The sequence below is a fragment of the Aliiroseovarius sp. ABM4_368 genome (genome assembly GCF_056161205.1).
On sequence record NZ_JBSWYR010000004.1, the window covers coordinates 372,391 to 388,214 of the forward strand.

Below are 15,824 nucleotides of genomic sequence, written 5' to 3' on the forward strand. Positions count from 1 at the left end.
CTGTGACGCCAACACAAAACGGGAGACCTAAACATGTCTGATATCGTTATTCTTGATGGTGTGCGCACTGCCATTGGTGGCTTTGCCGGCAGCCTTGCCCAGACCCCGCCCAGCGCACTTGGCGCAACTGTCACCCGCGAAGCAATGTCCCGCGCAGGTGTCTCGCCTGAACAGATCGGGCATGTGGTCTTTGGTCACGTAATCAACACCGAACCGCGCGACATGTACCTGTCGCGCGTCGCGATGATCGAGGCCGGCATCCCCGACACAACCCCCGCCATGAACGTGAATCGCCTGTGCGGGTCCGGGCTTCAGGCCATTGTGTCCGCCACCCAAAACCTAATGCTGGGCGACGCTGATTTCGCCGTGGCAGGCGGGGCCGAGAACATGAGCCGTTCACCCTATATCCTGCCGCAGGCCCGCTGGGGCCAAAAGATGGGCGATACTGGCGCACAGGATATGATGCTGGGGGCACTGAACTGCCCGTTCGGCACCGGTCACATGGGCATCACGGCGGAAAACGTCGCGTCCGAGCATGGCGTGACCCGCGAAGATCAGGATGCGTTTGCTCTGGAAAGCCAACGCCGCGCCGCTGCTGCGATCGAGGCCGGGCATTTCGACAGCCAGATCGTACCCGTTGAGGTGAAGAAACGCCGCGAGGTGGTAGCTTTCGCCCGCGATGAGCATCCCAAGCCGACGACTGCCGAAGCTCTGGCAGGGTTGCGCCCCGCATTCCAAAAAGATGGCAGCGTGACGGCGGGCAACGCATCCGGCATTAATGACGGTGCGGCGGCGCTGGTTCTGGCCCGCGCGGACGCAGCCCACGCCGCAGGCCTGAAACCCAAGGCACGCATTATCGGCTATGGCCATGCAGGCGTGCGCCCCGAGGTCATGGGCATCGGACCTGTTCCTGCGGTCGAAAATCTTCTGGCGAAAACTGGCATGTCTGTTGGTGATTTCGACGTGATCGAATCGAACGAGGCCTTCGCGTCCCAAGCCATCGCCGTGAACAACGGGCTGGGTCTGGATACGGCCAAAGTGAACCCGAATGGCGGCGCGATTGCATTGGGCCACCCGGTCGGCGCGACGGGCGCGATCATTACCGTGAAAGCGCTGTACGAGCTGGAACGCATCGGCGGTTCGAAAGCACTAATCACCATGTGCATTGGCGGCGGGCAAGGCATCGCACTGGCCATCGAGCGCCTGTAAGCACCCTGAAAATGGAAAGGCCCGGTCGCGATGCCGGGCCTTTTCTTATTTCCAATCGAAGAAGTCGTCGCCAACGCGGGACAGAAGATCTGCGGCGAGCTTTCGTCCCAACACTGCCCCTTCGGCAATCGGACCCGAGATCTGATCGGCCAAGCTTTCCGATCCATCTGTCCGCAGGATTTCGCCCTTCAGGGTCAGAGTGTCGCCTTCCAGCGTGGCAAGCCCGGCAATCGGAGTCTCACACGACCCGTCCAGCGCGCCAAGGAAGGCACGCTCGGCGGCCAGACGCTGTCCGGTTTCCAGATCGTGGATCGCATCCAGCATGTCTTTGGCACGCGCATCATCAGCGCGACGTTCGATCCCGATGGCCCCTTGGGCGACGGCGTTCAACATATCTGCCGTTTCGATCGCCGTGGCGGGAACGTCGTCCATGCCAAGACGGTTCAAGCCTGCCATCGCAAGGAAGGTCGCCTCGGCCACGTTGTCGCCCAGTTTTTTCAGGCGAGTCTGAACGTTACCACGGAACTCGACCACATTCAGGTCCGGGCGGCGGTTCAGAAGCTGCGATTTGCGGCGTAGGGACGAGGTGCCGACGACGGCGCCTTCCGGCAGTTCCGCAATCGACTTGTACTTGATCGATACGAACGCATCGCGCGTGTCTTCGCGCGGCAAATAGCAGTCCAGCACCAACCCCTCGGGCTGTTCAACCGGCATATCCTTCATCGAATGCACCGCAATGTCGATCCGCCCGTCCAGCATCGCTTCTTCGATTTCTTTGGTAAAAAGACCCTTGTTGCCGATCTCTTTCAGCGGGCGGTCCGCGTCAATCATCGAGCGGTTGTCACCGGTGGTATGGATCACGACAATTTCGAACGCCACTTCCGGCAAATCAAACGCAGCCATCAAGCGGCGGCGCGTTTCATAGGCCTGTGCCAGCGCCAAGGGGCTGCCGCGTGTGCCAATATTCAAGGGGGCGTCGGGGGTCGGAAGCGTGTATGTCATGGCGGTTGGTTTACGCGCCAAGCCCCCCTCTGTCCATGCCTGCGACACCCCCGGCGCTTGACATCTTGCCGCTGCTTTGGGACGAGGCTTGGGACCAGACAGGAAAGGCCACCCAATGACCCAGCAAAAGACCATTCTGCGCGCGCTTGCGGGCGAGACCCTTCCGACCCCTCCAATCTGGATGATGCGTCAGGCTGGGCGCTATCTGCCCGAGTATCGTGCCACACGTGCCCAAGCCGGGGACTTTCTGAAGCTTTGCTATAATCCCGAGCTTGCGGCAGAGGTCACGTTGCAGCCCATCCGCCGCTATGGATTTGATGCGGCGATCCTGTTTGCCGACATCCTGCTGCTTCCGCAGGCGCTGGGGGCCGATCTGTGGTTCGTGACCGGTGAAGGTCCGCGTCTGTCGACGATCACCGAACAGGCTGACTTCGACAAGCTGTCTGGTAAGGATGACATTCACGAGACGCTAAATCCGATTTACGAAACCGTCCGCATTCTACGTCGCGAACTGCCGGAAGAGACCACTCTGATCGGTTTCGCTGGCATGCCGTGGACGGTGGCGACTTATATGATAGCAGGTCAAGGCACCAAGGATCAGGGCCCGGCACACGCGTTGAAGGCCGAAAACCGTCCGCTGTTTGAAGCCGTGATGGATCGTCTAACCGAAGGCACCATTGAATATCTCTCTAAGCAGATCGAAGCGGGCGCCGAAGTCGTGAAGCTGTTCGACAGCTGGGCCGGATCGCTGAAGGGCGAAGATTTCCAGAAATACGCAGTCGAACCTGCGCGAGTAATCACGTCTGAACTTAAGAAACGTCACCCCGGCATACCCGTCATCGGTTTCCCGCGCGAAGCAGGTGAGGGTTATGTTGGCTTTGCCAAAGCAACTGGTGTGGATTGCGTCGCGCTGGACAACTCGGTCAGCCCGGAATGGGCTGCGGCCAATGTTCAGGTCGATGGCTGCGTTCAGGGCAACCTTAAATCCAGCCACATGGTCACCGGCGGTCAAGCCTTGGTCGATGAGGCCCGCTCAATCGTAGAGGCGTTCAAAAACGGCCCGCATATTTTCAACCTTGGCCACGGCATCACACCAGACGCAGATCCCGAGAACGTGCAGCTGATGATCGACACCGTGCGCGGCGGCTGATCACGTAGAACTACGACCCCGCTTGCCAAATCCCATCAGCCCGTGTCTTCTGCGCGGGTTGAGATTGGGAGGTCTACATGCGGGCAGGCATTATCACGCTGATTGCGGCTTATGTTCTAAGCCAGTTCTACCGTGCGTTTCTGGCGGTGATGACACCCGCGCTGAAGCTGGACCTTGGTGCAACGCCCGAGGATCTGGCCCGCGCTTCCGGTGCATGGTTTCTGGTCTTCGCTATGATGCAAATTCCGGTCGGCTGGGCTTTGGACAACATCGGCCCTCGTAAAGTCGCAGCAGGCTTGTTGGCGGTCGGAGGCGCTGGCGGGGCTGCTGTGTTCGCTATGGCGTCAAGCCCGGACCATATCCTATACGCGATGATCCTGATCGGGATTGGCTGTTCCCCTGTTTTGATGGCCAGCTATTTCATCTTCGCCCGCATGTATTCACCAAAGGTGTTTGGCACTTTGGCTGGCATGGTGATTGGCATTGGGTCGCTGGGCAATATCGCGGGCGCTTTGCCGATGGCGCTGGCGGTCGAGCAATTCGGCTGGCGCGCATGTTTATGGGCCTTGGCCGTGGTAACGTTGATTGTTGCCGCATTGATCATGATCGTCGTGGATAACCCACCCAAGATCACTGCCGAGGAAGGGGCGCAGAAGGGCTCGGTTCTGGATCTTCTGAAAATGCCAGCGCTTTGGGCGATCTTTCCGATCATGTTCGTGAACTATACCGCCGCCGCTGGCCTTCGGGGCAGCTGGGCGGGGCCCTATTTGCGTGACGTCTATGGGTTGGACACAACCGGCATCGGCTGGGCCACGATGGCAATCGCGTTGGCGATGGTGATTGGCAGCTTCGCCTATGGCCCATTGGATCGCGTCTTTGGGACACGGAAATGGGTGATCTTCTTTGGGAACCTGATCGCTGTTGGGCTGGTCTTCTTACTTTGGGCAGCACCTGACGCGGGCGTGTGGCGCGTGTCTTTGACCATGGCCGCCATTGGCCTGTTCGCCGCGAGTTTCCCATTGATCATGGCGCATGGGCGCAGTTTTTATCCGCCCCACCTTGTCGGGCGGGGCGTGACATTGATGAACATGTTCGGGATCGGTGGTGTGGGCATATTCCAATATGCCTCGGCCAGTGTTTTCAAATCCGCACAAGGCCCGGGCGTGGCGGTCACGGCCCCTTATCAGGCCGTGTTCCTGTTCTTTGCTGTGCCGGGTCTGATCGGCGTCCTACTGTATCTGTTCAGTCAAGACCGCACAGATTAAGCCGATTTTTTAGGACGACGGCGACGACGTTTTCCTGCGCCCGGATTGCCCGAAGGCTTCGGCCCCTGCCCTGAAGCACCACGCGGCTTGCGGCCTCCGCCAGCTCCGCCTCCTCCACCACGGCGACCTCCGCCGCCTTGGCCACGTTGGGGGCGTTTTTCCTCGGCCGGACGTTTACCACCCAACACAGGGATCTCGATCTTCATGACTTTTTCGATGTCACGAAGCAGACCCAACTCAACCCCCGACACGAAGGAAATCGCGTCACCGTCGGCACCTGCACGCGCGGTGCGGCCAATTCGGTGAACATAGTTATCGGCGACCTCGGGCAGGTCGAAATTGTAGACATGGCTGACGCCGGGAATGTCGATCCCACGGGCGGCCACATCGGTGGCGACCAGAATACGCGCCTCGCCCGCGCGGAACGCAGCAAGAGCACGGTCACGTTGGCCTTGGCTTTTGTTGCCGTGAATAGACACCGCAGCGAAGCCCTCATGCACCAGATGCTTCATAAGCTTCTCGGCCCCATGTTTGGTACGCGAGAAGACGAGCGAGAGCGCCTGTTCATCATGGCCTAGAAGATCAATCAGCCTGTTGATCTTCGCATTGCGGTCAGGGCAGTAATACAGCCCCTGCGTGACCTTGTCGGCTGCCTTACCCGGAGGCGACACCTGCACACGGGCAGGGTTCGTCAGATAGGCCTTCGACAGCTCTGCCATAAGCTTGGGCATGGTGGCTGAGAACAACATCGTCTGGCGTGGTTCACCCAGTTCAGGGGCGATTTTGCGCAGCGCATGAATGAACCCCATGTCTAGCATCTGGTCGGCCTCGTCCAACACAAGAAACGTCGCCGTGTCCAAACGGATCGAACCGCGATCCATCAGGTCAATGAGACGCCCCGGCGTGGCGACCAGAATGTCGATACCATTCGCCAACATACTGATCTGTTTGTTGATCGATACGCCACCCACAACGGTGCGCACTTTCAGGTGGGTGCCCTGCACGTATAGGCGCAGGTTGTCGGCGATCTGGTTCACCAGCTCGCGGGTGGGGGCAAGCACAAGCGCCTTCACCGACTTCGGCTGGCGCTTTTCGTGGCTATTCAAAAGCTGGTGAATTAGCGGAAGGCCAAAGGCGGCGGTTTTACCGGTGCCGGTCTGGGCCAGCCCCATCACGTCACGGCCTTCCAAGACCAGAGGGATGGCTTGAACCTGAATAGGGGTCGGATTTTCGTAACCAGCTTCAGTCACGGCGGATACCAGCTTGGGGTTCAACCCCAGCTCTGCAAATTTTGTCATCATCGTCTTTCTGGCGCACGCAAGGGTGCACCGCTGTCACGCGGGTGGGGCATGATCGCCCATCGCTTAGGTTTGCGGTGGATGCTCGCACGAAGGCCGAATGCCCAAGCGCCGATCTGACCGCTAGAACCCCGCGTGATTTGGGAACTTGTAGGAAGGACTGTCTGCCTCACAACTGGGGCGGGTCGCTCACGCGTCGACCGGACAGTTAAGGCGCGTATCACAGCGAAAAGCACACAAGTCAACGACAAAAGCGGGCCATCGGCAGGGAAAGGCCTTTCCTGCAAGGCGGAATTGATCTAAGGAGCCTCCGTCTTTGGGTGGTTCAAAGACGAACTGAAAATAGGAGGCCGTAATGGGCTATAAAGTCGCCGTCGTAGGCGCCACGGGCAACGTGGGCCGCGAAATGCTGAACATCCTGGCTGAACGCCAGTTTCCCGTTGATGAACTTGCAGCGCTTGCATCGCGCCGTTCGCTCGGTACTGAAGTCAGCTTTGGTGACAAGACCCTGACCACCCAGGATCTGGACACCTTCGACTTCACCGGCTGGGACATGGCGTTGTTTGCTGTTGGTTCAGAAGCAACCAAAGAATATGCGCCGAAGGCGGCTGCAGCTGGTTGTGTGGTGATCGATAACTCGTCGCTCTACCGTTACGACCCCGACATCCCGCTGATTGTGCCCGAGGTAAACCCGGACGCCATCCACGGCTATAAGAACAAGAACATCATCGCGAACCCCAACTGCTCGACCGCGCAGATGGTTGTGGCGCTGAAGCCCCTGCATGACCGCGCCAAGATCAAGCGCGTTGTTGTGTCGACCTATCAGTCGGTATCGGGCTCGGGCAAAGACGCGATTGACGAGCTGTGGAACCAGACCAAGGGCATGTATGTGCCGGGTCAGGAAGTTGAGCCGAAGGTTTACCCCAAGCAGATCGCCTTCAACGTGATCCCGCATATCGACGTCTTCATGGACTCGGGCGACACGAAAGAAGAATGGAAGATGATCGCCGAGACGAAGAAAATCGTCGACCCGTCGATCAAAGTCACCGCAACCTGCGTGCGCGTGCCGGTCTTCGTTGGCCACTCGGAATCGATCAACATCGAAACCGAAGAGTTCCTGGACGAGGACGAAGCCCGCGACATCCTGCGCACTGCCCCCGGCATTCTGGTCGTGGATAAGCGCGAGAACGGCGGCTATGTCACCCCGGTTGAATGCGTCGGTGACTTCGCCACCTTCATCAGCCGCATCCGCCAGGACGTGACGATCGAGAACGGCCTGAACATGTGGTGCGTCTCGGACAACCTGCGTAAGGGTGCTGCCCTGAACGCCGTCCAGATCGCCGAACTTCTGGGGCGTGAGGTTCTGAAGAAGGGCTGATTTGTCTGCCTAAGATTTCGGGAAAAGCCCTGCCAATTGGTGGGGCTTTTTTTGTGGGGCAATGTTCGCTTTGAACTCAAAGTGTCTGCTTTTTTACGACGCAGCTAAGGTCTCTTTTGATACGTTTTTCGCCAACTATCATGACGACATGTAGTCTCGCCTTGATCGATCTCGCGGCTGGTAAACTCTATGCCGGCCCAGTCGAATTCCGTTTCCCCCTGGATGAAATTCAAGGCAAAAGGCAGTTTGCATGGCATTGGCGAAGCGGTGCGGCTTCGCCAATGCCGCGGATCAAACTATACCGCCATTTGCGCGCAAAGTTTGACCATTAACCCAAGCGGCATCTGATTTGGCAAGAAACGCAACGACATTAGCTATATCTTGCGGCGTTCCCAATCTCTCCAGAGGTGCCATTTTTGACATGCGATCAACAACCTCCTGCGGTTTACCATCAAGGAAGAGCTGCGTTGCTGTTGGGCCGGGGGCGACTGCATTCACGGTAATCGACCGCCCGCGAAGCTCCTTGGCCAGAATACCTGTCATCGTTTCAACGGCTGCTTTCGTCGCAGCATAAACGCCGTAGGTCTCAAGCTTTAATCCGACGACGGATGTTGACAGGTTGACGATTGCCCCGCCATCGCGCAGACGATTTGCCGCCTCTCGCAACAGGTTAAACGTACCTTTGAAATTGATTGCGACGTGGCTATCAAAGAGACCGTCATCGCTTTCCGCAATGGGTGCCAGCTTCATAATGCCCGCATTATTGACCAAGATATCGATGCCACCGAAGGCTGTTTCAGCGGAGTTGAACATGCGTTTGACAGCCATCGCATCCGCCACGTCAGCCCGCGCAGCGATGGCTTTGCCGCCAATGCCTTCTATATTCTCGACCACTTGATACGCGGCGGCTTCGCTTCCCGCATAGTTAACGATGATATTGAACCCGTCAGCAGCAAGTCTTTCGGCAATTGATGCGCCAATCCCGCGCGAAGCACCGGTCACCAATGCTGTTCTGTTTTCGTGAGTAGCCATATTTTGTCCTTTCGCTGATCGGCCCTATGCCGATCCCGTAAGAACAATAGGCGTTCCCATAAGCCGGACAATCACCTACAATTCGATCTCACTATTCTTCTAGATCGGATAATAAATGGACCGTCTTGATGCCATGAATCTCTTCGTGCGGATTGTGGAAATGCGCAGCTTTACCAAAGTCGCAGATGATCTGGGGCTGCCAAGATCAACGGTCAGCGATGCGATAAAGTCCCTTGAGGCCAGATTGGGCACGAGCTTGCTCCACCGCACCACACGGGTCGTGCGGCCAACGCTTGATGGTGAAGCCTTCTACAAGCGCTGCTTGTCCATTCTGTCAGAGATTGAAGATGCCGAGGGCGCATTTGCAGGCGCCACTCCTAAGGGCCCGCTTCGTATTGAAATCCATGGCATCCTGGCACGGCATTTTCTGCTGCCTTCGTTACCGGGTTTTATGAAGCGGTTTCCGGACATTGAAATTCATATCGGGGAAGGGGATAGGCTAGTTGATCTGGTCCGCGAGGGAGTAGACTGTGCGATCCGGGTGGGTGATCCGGTCGACAGCGATATGATCGGGCGAAAATTGACTGACCTTGAAGAGGTTACATGCGCGTCACCGGCCTACCTTGACCAATTCGGCACGCCACAAAACATTGAAGAGCTCGAAGGTCACCAGATGGTTGGATTTCGTTCAACCGCGACAGGGGCTGTTATGCCGCTCGAATTTGTGCAAAATGGGAGTACGCGCACTGTACAACTCCCGACATCAATCACAGTCAATGGCGCCGATACTTTGGCGCATTGCGCCCGCCTTGGCCTCGGCATTATCCAAAAGCCACGCTACTCTGCTGCCGAAGACCTTACATCGGGCCGATTGATCGAACTCCTCAGCGAAACACCACCGGCAGCGTCGTCAGTTTCGATCTTTTACCCACGCGACCGTTATATGTCGCCGCGCATGCGTGTATTCATAGATTGGGCAGTGCAAGCTTTTGCTGACCAGCGCCTGAAAACCGGTCGGTGCATTAGCCACTAGCAATACGTTGAAAGCAGACATTGATTTTATACTATGAATGGCAGCTTCGTCCCGCTTAACCGACTTTAACCCTAAGAAGGTCCGAACACCGCAAGTTTCGCAGTGAGGGGCCATTCGCGATCTGAGCATTGTCACGTTGCAACGCGGGAAAAGCTGGTGAAACTAACTTGCACGAACTCTCAGGACAGTAGCTGAACAGGCACCAATAAGCTTTAGTTGTCACTACGCGCTTTCAGTGCCGCGACCATGCCGCGCCCTCGGCGGAGGGCGGTGCCGCCTGTGCCAAGTGTGATAACCCACAGGGCCAGTGTCAGCGTCGGAGCACCCGCAATCACCGGCAGGACTATTGCTAGCACAGCCGCCACGGTCGCCAACGCCATCCGGTGCTGCTTGGCCATCGGGCCTCCGAAGTCCGGCTCCAGCCCTTGGGCGGCCCCAGCCTCGCGCGTGTAAGCCGTCAGCACGGCCATCGTCGCCGCGGCCCAGCCCAGCGCTGGTTGTCCAGCGCCCAACCCCATGCCTACAAGGATCAGAATGTCTGCGTAACGGTCAGGCGCTTCGTTCCAGAAGGGGCCGTCGGCCTCGGCCTTGCCACCTTCCACGGCGACCATCCCGTCAAAGAGGTTGCACAAAAGTCGCCCCTGAACGCCCAGCGCGGCGAGGATCAGCCAGACCGGTTGACTGCCGCCCGACAGCCAAAACGCCGCCCCCGCGATCAGAGCGAATAGCACCGAGGCTTTGCTGATCTGGTTCGGGGTCACATTCTTTGTGACCATCCAACTTGCGGCGCGTTTGGCCCAGTTGCGGTCTCGGCTGGCGATGGGGCGACGTTGCATGGGAACCTCTTAGGCGACGGACCAAAAATAGCGGGTCAGGTGGAAGAAAATCGGGGCCGAGAAGACGACACTGTCCAGCCGGTCGATGAAGCCACCGTGCCCCGCGATCAGATGCCCCCAATCCTTGACGCCCTTGTCGCGCTTGATGGCAGACATGACGAGGCCCCCGAAAAAGCCCATGAGCGTGATAACCAGCGCCATGCCCGCAGCTTCAAGCGGCGTGAACGGCGTCAGCCACCACAGCCCTGCACCAACCAAACAGGCCGAGGCGACACCACCCACAAAGCCCTCCCACGTTTTGGACGGCGACAGTTTGGGGGCAATCTTGTGCTTGCCTATCAGCTTGCCCCAAACATATTGCAGCACATCGGATAGCTGCACTACGACGACAAGGAAGGCGACCAGAAGGACGTTCTTGCCCTCGTATCCCGGGATGTTCAGCGAAAGCAGAGCAGGCACATGGCTGGCAGCAAACACGCAGATCATCAGCCCCCATTGGGTTTCGGCAACACGGGAAAGATAGCCGTCGGTATCCCCGCGCAAAGCAGCCACAATAGGCAAAAGCAGGAAGGCGTAGACTGGGATAAAGATCGAATACATCCCGTACCAATCATCCCAGATCAGCAGGTATTGCACCGGCAGGATGACGAAAAAGCTGATCACCAGCGCCCAGTGATCGGCGCGGCGTTTCGCTGTCAAGGTCAGAAATTCACGCAGCCCCGCGAAGCTGAGAAGTGCAAACAGGATCACCACGCCCGCTTTACCGCCCAGCATCGCCAGCGCCAGCAGCGCGACCATCCCCCACCACGCATTGATCCGCGCGATCAGGTTCTCGATCACGTCATTATCCGCGCCCATCTTGCGCTTCAGCATCTGCGCAATGACGGTGGCGACGATTAGGATGCCCAGAACACCCAGCATCAGGGTCGAAAACTCGGTCGGTGTGCTCATGCTGCGGCCTCCTCTGCAAGCGCGGCCAAAGCGCCCTGCGCGCGGGTCAGAAACTCGGCTTTGTCTTCACCGTCATTGATGGTCAAAGGCGCTCCGAACGTGACCGAGCACAAAAGCGGCACGGGGATCACCTCGCCTTTTGGCATAACCGATGTCAGGTTATCGATCCATGTGGGGACCAGCTCGACCTCGGGCCGCGCTTCGGCAAGATGGAACAGGCCCGGCTTGAACGGTAACAGCAGGTCGTCGGTCATGTTGCGTGTACCCTCGGGGAACAAGATCAGGCTGGCACCGCTGTCCAACGCCTCGACCATCTGAGCGATGGGATCCTCGGTCCGTGTATCACGGTTTCGGTCAATCAGGACCGCGTTGAATACGTCGCGACCGATGAAGGTTTTCAGTTTCGACGTCAGCCAATAATCCGATCCAGCGACTGGGCGCGTCTTTGCGCGCAACACGGGCGGCAAAACCGTCCAGATCAAAACGAAATCCCCATTCGATCCGTGATTGGCATAATAGACCCGCTGGCGGCTCACCGGCTCGGCCCCCGACCAGATCCCACGAACCGCTGTGACCAGACGTGCAAACAGCACGATGGCTGCTCCGGTCATTTGCGCCAGCGCCTGTTGCAGCGGGCCTGAAATGGTCATGTGCTTGTCCCTGTAATTCGCGAAAACAATAGGTCGAACTATCGAGAAATTATAGGCAATTTCAATGCATCCATATACGAAATCTTGAGGTCCTTGGGCCATCCTGCCCCCGAGGGATTGATACAACTGGGGTGCTGCTATGGCCGAAATCGCAAATTTAACCCATGTCGAAGACATACAACTGGATCGGGACCAGCTTCATGCGCTTTACGTGCAGTTCGGGCCGGTGCAGGCGGATCGCAATCTGAACCAGTCACTTGAAGATCTGGCGCTTTGGCTTGCACGTTTGCAACAGGCACAGAAATCTGGGCGATATGCGGACATTCAGCAGGGGGCAATTGATTTAAAACGTCTTGCGCAGCGGCTTGGCATGACAACATTGGCACGCGTGGCACGCGATGTTGCGGAACAAAGCACCACGCAAGATGCGGTGTCACTCAGCGCAATTCTGGCGCGCCTGACCCGTGTGGGCGAGCGCAGTTTGATCGCCGTTTGGGATCTTCAGGACATGTCGATTTGAAGCGTTCTCGGGGTATCCGTACCATAGGATAATTCGGGTTAAAGGTCGGATGCGATTGGCTGGCGCAGATCAGGGATTGCCCCTGCGCTTGGGGGCGTTACTCTACAGGTCAAACCGGCATAGACATGGACCGAGGCCCAGATGACTCTGACTTTTGCAGCAAATACCGATACGGCCACGCCGCTTTATCTGATCGAAAAGGATGAGAAGGCGCTGGCCGCGCTGCCCCAATCCGCGCAGGATTGGGCCGGTGTGAATGGATTCACCGGTGGGCTGGGCCAATGCCTTGTGGTTCCCAGCGCTTCGGGCGGAATCGAGATGGCACTGGTCGGGCTGGGCTCTGAGGCCGCGCGCAAACGCAAGCGGTTCGGAGCGGTCGCTGCACGGGGCAAACTGCCCGAGGGCGTGTACCGACTGGCAAGCGTGCATTCGGACGCGATCACTCAGGAATTTGCCCTTGGCTGGCTGCTGGAAGGGTATCGCTTCGACCGTTACGCCAAGCAATCCACACCGAAGGCGCAGCTTGTGGCCCCGGATGGCGTGGAGGCGGCCCGGCTGGAAGCAATCGCCGCGGGCGAGCTGACGACCCGCGACCTTATCAACACCCCGGCCGAAGATATGGGACCGGACGAGCTGGAACTGGCCGCTCGCAAACTGGCCAAGGCGCATGGGGCCGAGGTGTCGACCATCTTAGGCAAGGCGCTGCTCGATCAGAACTTCCCGATGGTTCATACGGTTGGTCGTGCCGCCCCGCGCGCGCCACGACTGATTGACATTCGTTGGGGCGACGCAGGTCCATCGCTGACCCTAGTCGGCAAAGGCGTTTGCTTTGATACGGGCGGGCTGAACCTGAAACCCGGCGCCTCAATGGGCTTGATGAAAAAGGACATGGGCGGTGCGGCCACGGTGCTGGGACTGGCCCAAATGATCATGGCGCTCGGCCTGAAACTGCGCCTGCGGGTGCTGATCCCAGCGGTTGAAAACGCGGTTGCAGGGAATGCGTTCCGGCCCGGAGACATCCTGACCTCGCGCAAGGGATTGACGGTCGAGGTCAACAATACCGACGCAGAAGGCCGTCTTGTGTTGGCCGACGCTCTGGCGCTGGCGGACGAGGAAAAACCCGATCTGATCGTGTCGATGGCCACGTTGACCGGGGCTGCGCGCGTGGCCGTCGGGCCGGACCTGTCGCCTTTCTATGCGACGGACGCCAGCGATGCGGACGCGTTGCGAAAGGGCGCGACCTCCAGCGCTGATCCGGTGTGGGAACTGCCCTTCTGGGACCCCTACGAGGCGATGATCGAACCCGGCATAGCCGATCTGGACAACGCGCCGAAGGGTGGGTTTGCAGGATCCATCACCGCCGCACTGTTTCTAAAACGCTTCGTCACAGACACGCCGCGCTATATGCACTTCGATCTTTACGGCTGGAACCCAACCGCCGCGCCGGGCCGTCCGAAAGGCGGCGTCGGCATGGGCGCGCGGGCGTTGCTGGACGCGCTACCTAATATGCTGGAGCTATAATGGACCGCCGATTGACCCCCGCCAATGACCACGTCGCGCATGAAAGCCTGCGCGGGAAGGTGGATGCACCGCGTTTCACGGAAGGGACGCTAAAGCAAGTTGCAGGCGACAGTTTCCTGCTGGACGCCCCCAGCGGAAACCGAGACCGGCAGGTTCTGTCTGGCGATCAGTTCAACATTCTTGACGGCGACGATCACATGGTCTTTGGCCAGTCGTTGAAAGACGGCTATGTCGGTTATCTGGAGGCGTGGAGCCTTGGCGATCCGCAGCCCCTAACCCATCGCGTGACCCATCGCACGACGCATATGTATCGAGAGCCGAACTTTAAAACTCCACACGGTCGTGTCTTTCACATGAACAGCCGGGTGCAGGTTGTCGGGATGGAAGGCAAATGGGCCGAAGTGAATCTGCCCAAAACCCCGATGTCGGCCCCGAAGCACGGCTATATCCCGGCGTCCCATCTGTGCCTAATCGACACATTTTCCACCGACCCGGTCGCCATCGCCGAGCAGTTTTTGGACACACCTTATGTCTGGGCGGGCAATTCGGGCTTTGGCATTGACTGCTCGGGCCTTGTTCAGGCCGCGCTTCTGGCCTGCGGGATCGACTGCCCGGCTGACAGCGATCTGCAAGAGGCCGCTTTGGGCGAAGACATCCCCGATGACGCGCCGCTTCAGCGCGGCGATCTGTTGTTTTGGAAGGGCCATGTGGCGCTGGTAGTGGATGAAACGCGGATCATCCATGCCAATGCGCATGATATGTCGGTGGTCTATGAAAACACCGTTGACGCCATCGCGCGTATTCAGGCGCAGGGCGACGGCCCGGTCACATCGCGCAAGCGGCTCTAAGGTTCAGTCGACCGCGCGGATCAGCTTGCGCTCCAGCACCCTCAGCACAGTGCGCAAGTCACTGCCGCGTTTCAGAATGCGCCCGTCCATGCCAATGACCGAATACTGCCCTTGCTTGCCACGCAGCTTGGGCCTTTTCTCGATTCGATAGATCGGGTGCTCGGCAGTGCGTCGGAAGATCGAGAAGATGGCGACGTCGCTTAGAAAGCTCATCCCATAATCACGCCATTCGCCCGCGGCGACCATCTGTCCGTAAAGCCCCATGATGGCGCCGAGTTCGTGACGATTGAAGGCGACCTGCTCGGCCGGTTTACCTGCCCCTTGGAAGGGCGTCGTTGTATGCCAGTTCATAAATTCAGAGTGGACCGACATGGTAAACAAATCAATACCTGCCCAAATTTCGCCCCTAAATGACCGGCAAGTTACCCTTCAGCGACCGTTTTGATGCCCCCTGCCGCCCAAATAGTTAACGAGTAGCGAGCGAGAGCTCTTCCGGCGTCGCATGAACAGCCCCCACCCAGTATGCGGCGCCGGAGACCCCTTCCCCCCACGTTTTAACGCAACCCTGCCGCATTACGGCGCCAGGAGCGTTTGCAACTCGCAAAATCGCAAACACATTATTGACCGCCCGGTCGGTTTTGTGCATCCTGACAGAAAGTGATGTTGGGGGGAGACCACATGACGCCGCAGGAAATCGCCAAGAAAAGCGCCGACGTGATGTGGGCCGACGATCCAGCCAGCCAAGAGCTGGGCATGACGATCGAACGCATCGCGCCGGGCAAGGCCACCCTGTCGATGAAGGTCCGTCGCGACATGGTGAACGGGCACGGCACCTGCCACGGCGGCTTTTCCTTTACGCTGGCCGACAGCGCGTTTGCTTTCGCCTGCAACAGCTACAACAACCGCGTGGTTGGGCAGCATTGTCAGGTCACCTATCTTAGCCCGGGCAAACTGGGCGAACGGCTGACTGCCACCGCAACCGAGGTCAGCCGCGCAGGGCGTTCTGGCATCTATGACGTGACGATCACCGGGGAAGACGGACGCACAATAGCCCTGTTCCGCGGCCATTCGCGACAGATCAACGGCACGCATTTTGACGAACAAGACGGACAATAACGCGAGGCATTTGCC

The 15,824-nt window shown here is 58.6% G+C and carries 16 protein-coding genes; 9 read left to right on the plus strand and 7 right to left on the minus strand.

Going from position 1 to position 15,824, the window contains the following annotated elements:
* Positions 1-33 precede the first annotated feature (33 nt).
* Entirely contained in the window at positions 34-1,209 is a 1,176-nt protein-coding gene (locus ACXAH3_RS13820; RefSeq protein ID WP_474862673.1) for an acetyl-CoA C-acyltransferase family protein, read from the plus strand.
* A gap of 45 nt (positions 1,210-1,254) precedes the next feature.
* Here the strand turns inward: ACXAH3_RS13820 and hemC are convergent, their stop codons facing one another.
* On the minus strand, positions 1,255-2,211 hold the full coding sequence (hemC, locus tag ACXAH3_RS13825; RefSeq protein ID WP_474862782.1) for a hydroxymethylbilane synthase: 957 nt from the start codon (positions 2,209-2,211) through the stop codon (positions 1,255-1,257).
* A gap of 115 nt (positions 2,212-2,326) precedes the next feature.
* Here hemC and hemE point away from each other — a divergent pair, with 115 nt between their 5' ends.
* Positions 2,327-3,361 (plus strand): uroporphyrinogen decarboxylase, encoded by a 1,035-nt coding sequence (hemE, locus tag ACXAH3_RS13830; RefSeq protein WP_474862674.1) that lies wholly within the window; start codon positions 2,327-2,329, stop codon positions 3,359-3,361.
* Positions 3,362-3,438: 77 nt separating this feature from the next.
* The gene (locus tag ACXAH3_RS13835; RefSeq protein WP_474862675.1) at positions 3,439-4,626 is read left to right on the plus strand and encodes an MFS transporter; all 1,188 of its coding nucleotides are present in this window, start codon (positions 3,439-3,441) and stop codon (positions 4,624-4,626) included.
* Here the strand turns inward: ACXAH3_RS13835 and ACXAH3_RS13840 are convergent.
* A complete protein-coding gene (locus ACXAH3_RS13840) occupies positions 4,623-5,924 on the minus strand; it encodes a DEAD/DEAH box helicase (protein ID WP_474862676.1) in 1,302 nt (433 codons plus the stop codon). The genes ACXAH3_RS13835 and ACXAH3_RS13840 overlap by 4 nt on opposite strands.
* Before the next feature lie 355 nt (positions 5,925-6,279).
* On the opposite strand from ACXAH3_RS13840, the gene ACXAH3_RS13845 reads away from it, so the two are divergent.
* A complete protein-coding gene (locus tag ACXAH3_RS13845; protein WP_474862677.1) occupies positions 6,280-7,302 on the plus strand; it encodes an aspartate-semialdehyde dehydrogenase in 1,023 nt (340 codons plus the stop codon).
* Positions 7,303-7,593: 291 nt separating this feature from the next.
* Here ACXAH3_RS13845 and ACXAH3_RS13850 read toward each other — a convergent pair whose 3' ends face one another.
* Positions 7,594-8,334 carry an SDR family oxidoreductase gene (locus ACXAH3_RS13850; RefSeq protein WP_474862678.1) on the minus strand — a complete coding sequence of 247 codons (741 nt, stop codon included), beginning with the start codon at positions 8,332-8,334 and terminating at the stop codon, positions 7,594-7,596.
* Between the two features lie 115 nt (positions 8,335-8,449).
* Here ACXAH3_RS13850 and ACXAH3_RS13855 point away from each other — a divergent pair, with 115 nt between their 5' ends.
* Entirely contained in the window at positions 8,450-9,367 is a 918-nt protein-coding gene (locus tag ACXAH3_RS13855; protein WP_474862679.1) for a LysR family transcriptional regulator, read from the plus strand.
* A 212-nt stretch (positions 9,368-9,579) separates the two neighbouring features.
* Here the strand turns inward: ACXAH3_RS13855 and ACXAH3_RS13860 are convergent, their stop codons facing one another.
* The 3 genes from ACXAH3_RS13860 to ACXAH3_RS13870 are packed head-to-tail and all read right to left on the minus strand — an operon-like array spanning position 9,580 to position 11,804.
* Positions 9,580-10,203, minus strand: a complete 624-nt coding sequence (locus ACXAH3_RS13860; RefSeq protein WP_474862680.1) for a CDP-alcohol phosphatidyltransferase family protein — start codon at positions 10,201-10,203, stop codon at positions 9,580-9,582.
* A gap of 9 nt (positions 10,204-10,212) precedes the next feature.
* Positions 10,213-11,154 (minus strand): phosphatidate cytidylyltransferase, encoded by a 942-nt coding sequence (locus ACXAH3_RS13865; RefSeq protein ID WP_474862681.1) that lies wholly within the window; start codon positions 11,152-11,154, stop codon positions 10,213-10,215.
* The gene (locus tag ACXAH3_RS13870; RefSeq protein ID WP_474862682.1) at positions 11,151-11,804 is read right to left on the minus strand and encodes a lysophospholipid acyltransferase family protein; all 654 of its coding nucleotides are present in this window, start codon (positions 11,802-11,804) and stop codon (positions 11,151-11,153) included. Before ACXAH3_RS13870 ends, ACXAH3_RS13865 begins: the two co-directional genes overlap by 4 nt.
* A gap of 139 nt (positions 11,805-11,943) precedes the next feature.
* Here ACXAH3_RS13870 and ACXAH3_RS13875 point away from each other — a divergent pair, with 139 nt between their 5' ends.
* The 3 genes from ACXAH3_RS13875 to ACXAH3_RS13885 all read left to right on the plus strand — a co-directional run bounded on the left by ACXAH3_RS13875 (position 11,944) and on the right by ACXAH3_RS13885 (position 14,693).
* Positions 11,944-12,324 carry a hypothetical protein gene (locus ACXAH3_RS13875; RefSeq protein ID WP_474862683.1) on the plus strand — a complete coding sequence of 127 codons (381 nt, stop codon included), beginning with the start codon at positions 11,944-11,946 and terminating at the stop codon, positions 12,322-12,324.
* A 141-nt stretch (positions 12,325-12,465) separates the two neighbouring features.
* Positions 12,466-13,845: a leucyl aminopeptidase family protein gene (locus tag ACXAH3_RS13880; RefSeq protein WP_474862684.1), complete on the plus strand. Its 1,380-nt coding sequence runs from the start codon at positions 12,466-12,468 to the stop codon at positions 13,843-13,845.
* Positions 13,845-14,693, plus strand: coding sequence for a C40 family peptidase (locus tag ACXAH3_RS13885; RefSeq protein ID WP_474862685.1), 849 nt, complete (start codon positions 13,845-13,847; stop codon positions 14,691-14,693). Before ACXAH3_RS13880 ends, ACXAH3_RS13885 begins: the two co-directional genes overlap by 1 nt.
* Positions 14,694-14,696: 3 nt before the next feature.
* Here the strand turns inward: ACXAH3_RS13885 and ACXAH3_RS13890 are convergent, their stop codons facing one another.
* A complete protein-coding gene (locus tag ACXAH3_RS13890) occupies positions 14,697-15,044 on the minus strand; it encodes a DUF2794 domain-containing protein (protein ID WP_474862686.1) in 348 nt (115 codons plus the stop codon).
* A 327-nt stretch (positions 15,045-15,371) separates the two neighbouring features.
* On the opposite strand from ACXAH3_RS13890, the gene paaI reads away from it, so the two are divergent.
* Positions 15,372-15,809: a hydroxyphenylacetyl-CoA thioesterase PaaI gene (gene paaI / locus ACXAH3_RS13895; protein WP_474862687.1), complete on the plus strand. Its 438-nt coding sequence runs from the start codon at positions 15,372-15,374 to the stop codon at positions 15,807-15,809.
* Positions 15,810-15,824: the final 15 nt, after the last annotated feature.

Excerpts from the sequence above, each read along its gene's own strand:
- ACXAH3_RS13850 (WP_474862678.1), bottom strand. The coding sequence starts at position 8,334 with ATGGCTACTCACGAAAACAGAACAGCATTGGTGACCGGTGCTTCGCGC.
- ACXAH3_RS13880 (WP_474862684.1), top strand. The coding sequence starts at position 12,466 with ATGACTCTGACTTTTGCAGCAAATACCGATACGGCCACGCCGCTTTAT.
- hemC (WP_474862782.1), bottom strand. The coding sequence starts at position 2,211 with ATGACATACACGCTTCCGACCCCCGACGCCCCCTTGAATATTGGCACA.
- paaI (WP_474862687.1), top strand. The coding sequence starts at position 15,372 with ATGACGCCGCAGGAAATCGCCAAGAAAAGCGCCGACGTGATGTGGGCC.
- ACXAH3_RS13845 (WP_474862677.1), top strand. The coding sequence starts at position 6,280 with ATGGGCTATAAAGTCGCCGTCGTAGGCGCCACGGGCAACGTGGGCCGC.
- ACXAH3_RS13835 (WP_474862675.1), top strand. The coding sequence starts at position 3,439 with ATGCGGGCAGGCATTATCACGCTGATTGCGGCTTATGTTCTAAGCCAG.
- ACXAH3_RS13860 (WP_474862680.1), bottom strand. The coding sequence starts at position 10,203 with ATGCAACGTCGCCCCATCGCCAGCCGAGACCGCAACTGGGCCAAACGC.
- ACXAH3_RS13890 (WP_474862686.1), bottom strand. The coding sequence starts at position 15,044 with ATGAACTGGCATACAACGACGCCCTTCCAAGGGGCAGGTAAACCGGCC.
- hemE (WP_474862674.1), top strand. The coding sequence starts at position 2,327 with ATGACCCAGCAAAAGACCATTCTGCGCGCGCTTGCGGGCGAGACCCTT.
- ACXAH3_RS13885 (WP_474862685.1), top strand. The coding sequence starts at position 13,845 with ATGGACCGCCGATTGACCCCCGCCAATGACCACGTCGCGCATGAAAGC.
- ACXAH3_RS13875 (WP_474862683.1), top strand. The coding sequence starts at position 11,944 with ATGGCCGAAATCGCAAATTTAACCCATGTCGAAGACATACAACTGGAT.
- ACXAH3_RS13870 (WP_474862682.1), bottom strand. The coding sequence starts at position 11,804 with ATGACCATTTCAGGCCCGCTGCAACAGGCGCTGGCGCAAATGACCGGA.
- ACXAH3_RS13840 (WP_474862676.1), bottom strand. The coding sequence starts at position 5,924 with ATGACAAAATTTGCAGAGCTGGGGTTGAACCCCAAGCTGGTATCCGCC.
- ACXAH3_RS13865 (WP_474862681.1), bottom strand. The coding sequence starts at position 11,154 with ATGAGCACACCGACCGAGTTTTCGACCCTGATGCTGGGTGTTCTGGGC.
- ACXAH3_RS13820 (WP_474862673.1), top strand. The coding sequence starts at position 34 with ATGTCTGATATCGTTATTCTTGATGGTGTGCGCACTGCCATTGGTGGC.
- ACXAH3_RS13855 (WP_474862679.1), top strand. The coding sequence starts at position 8,450 with ATGGACCGTCTTGATGCCATGAATCTCTTCGTGCGGATTGTGGAAATG.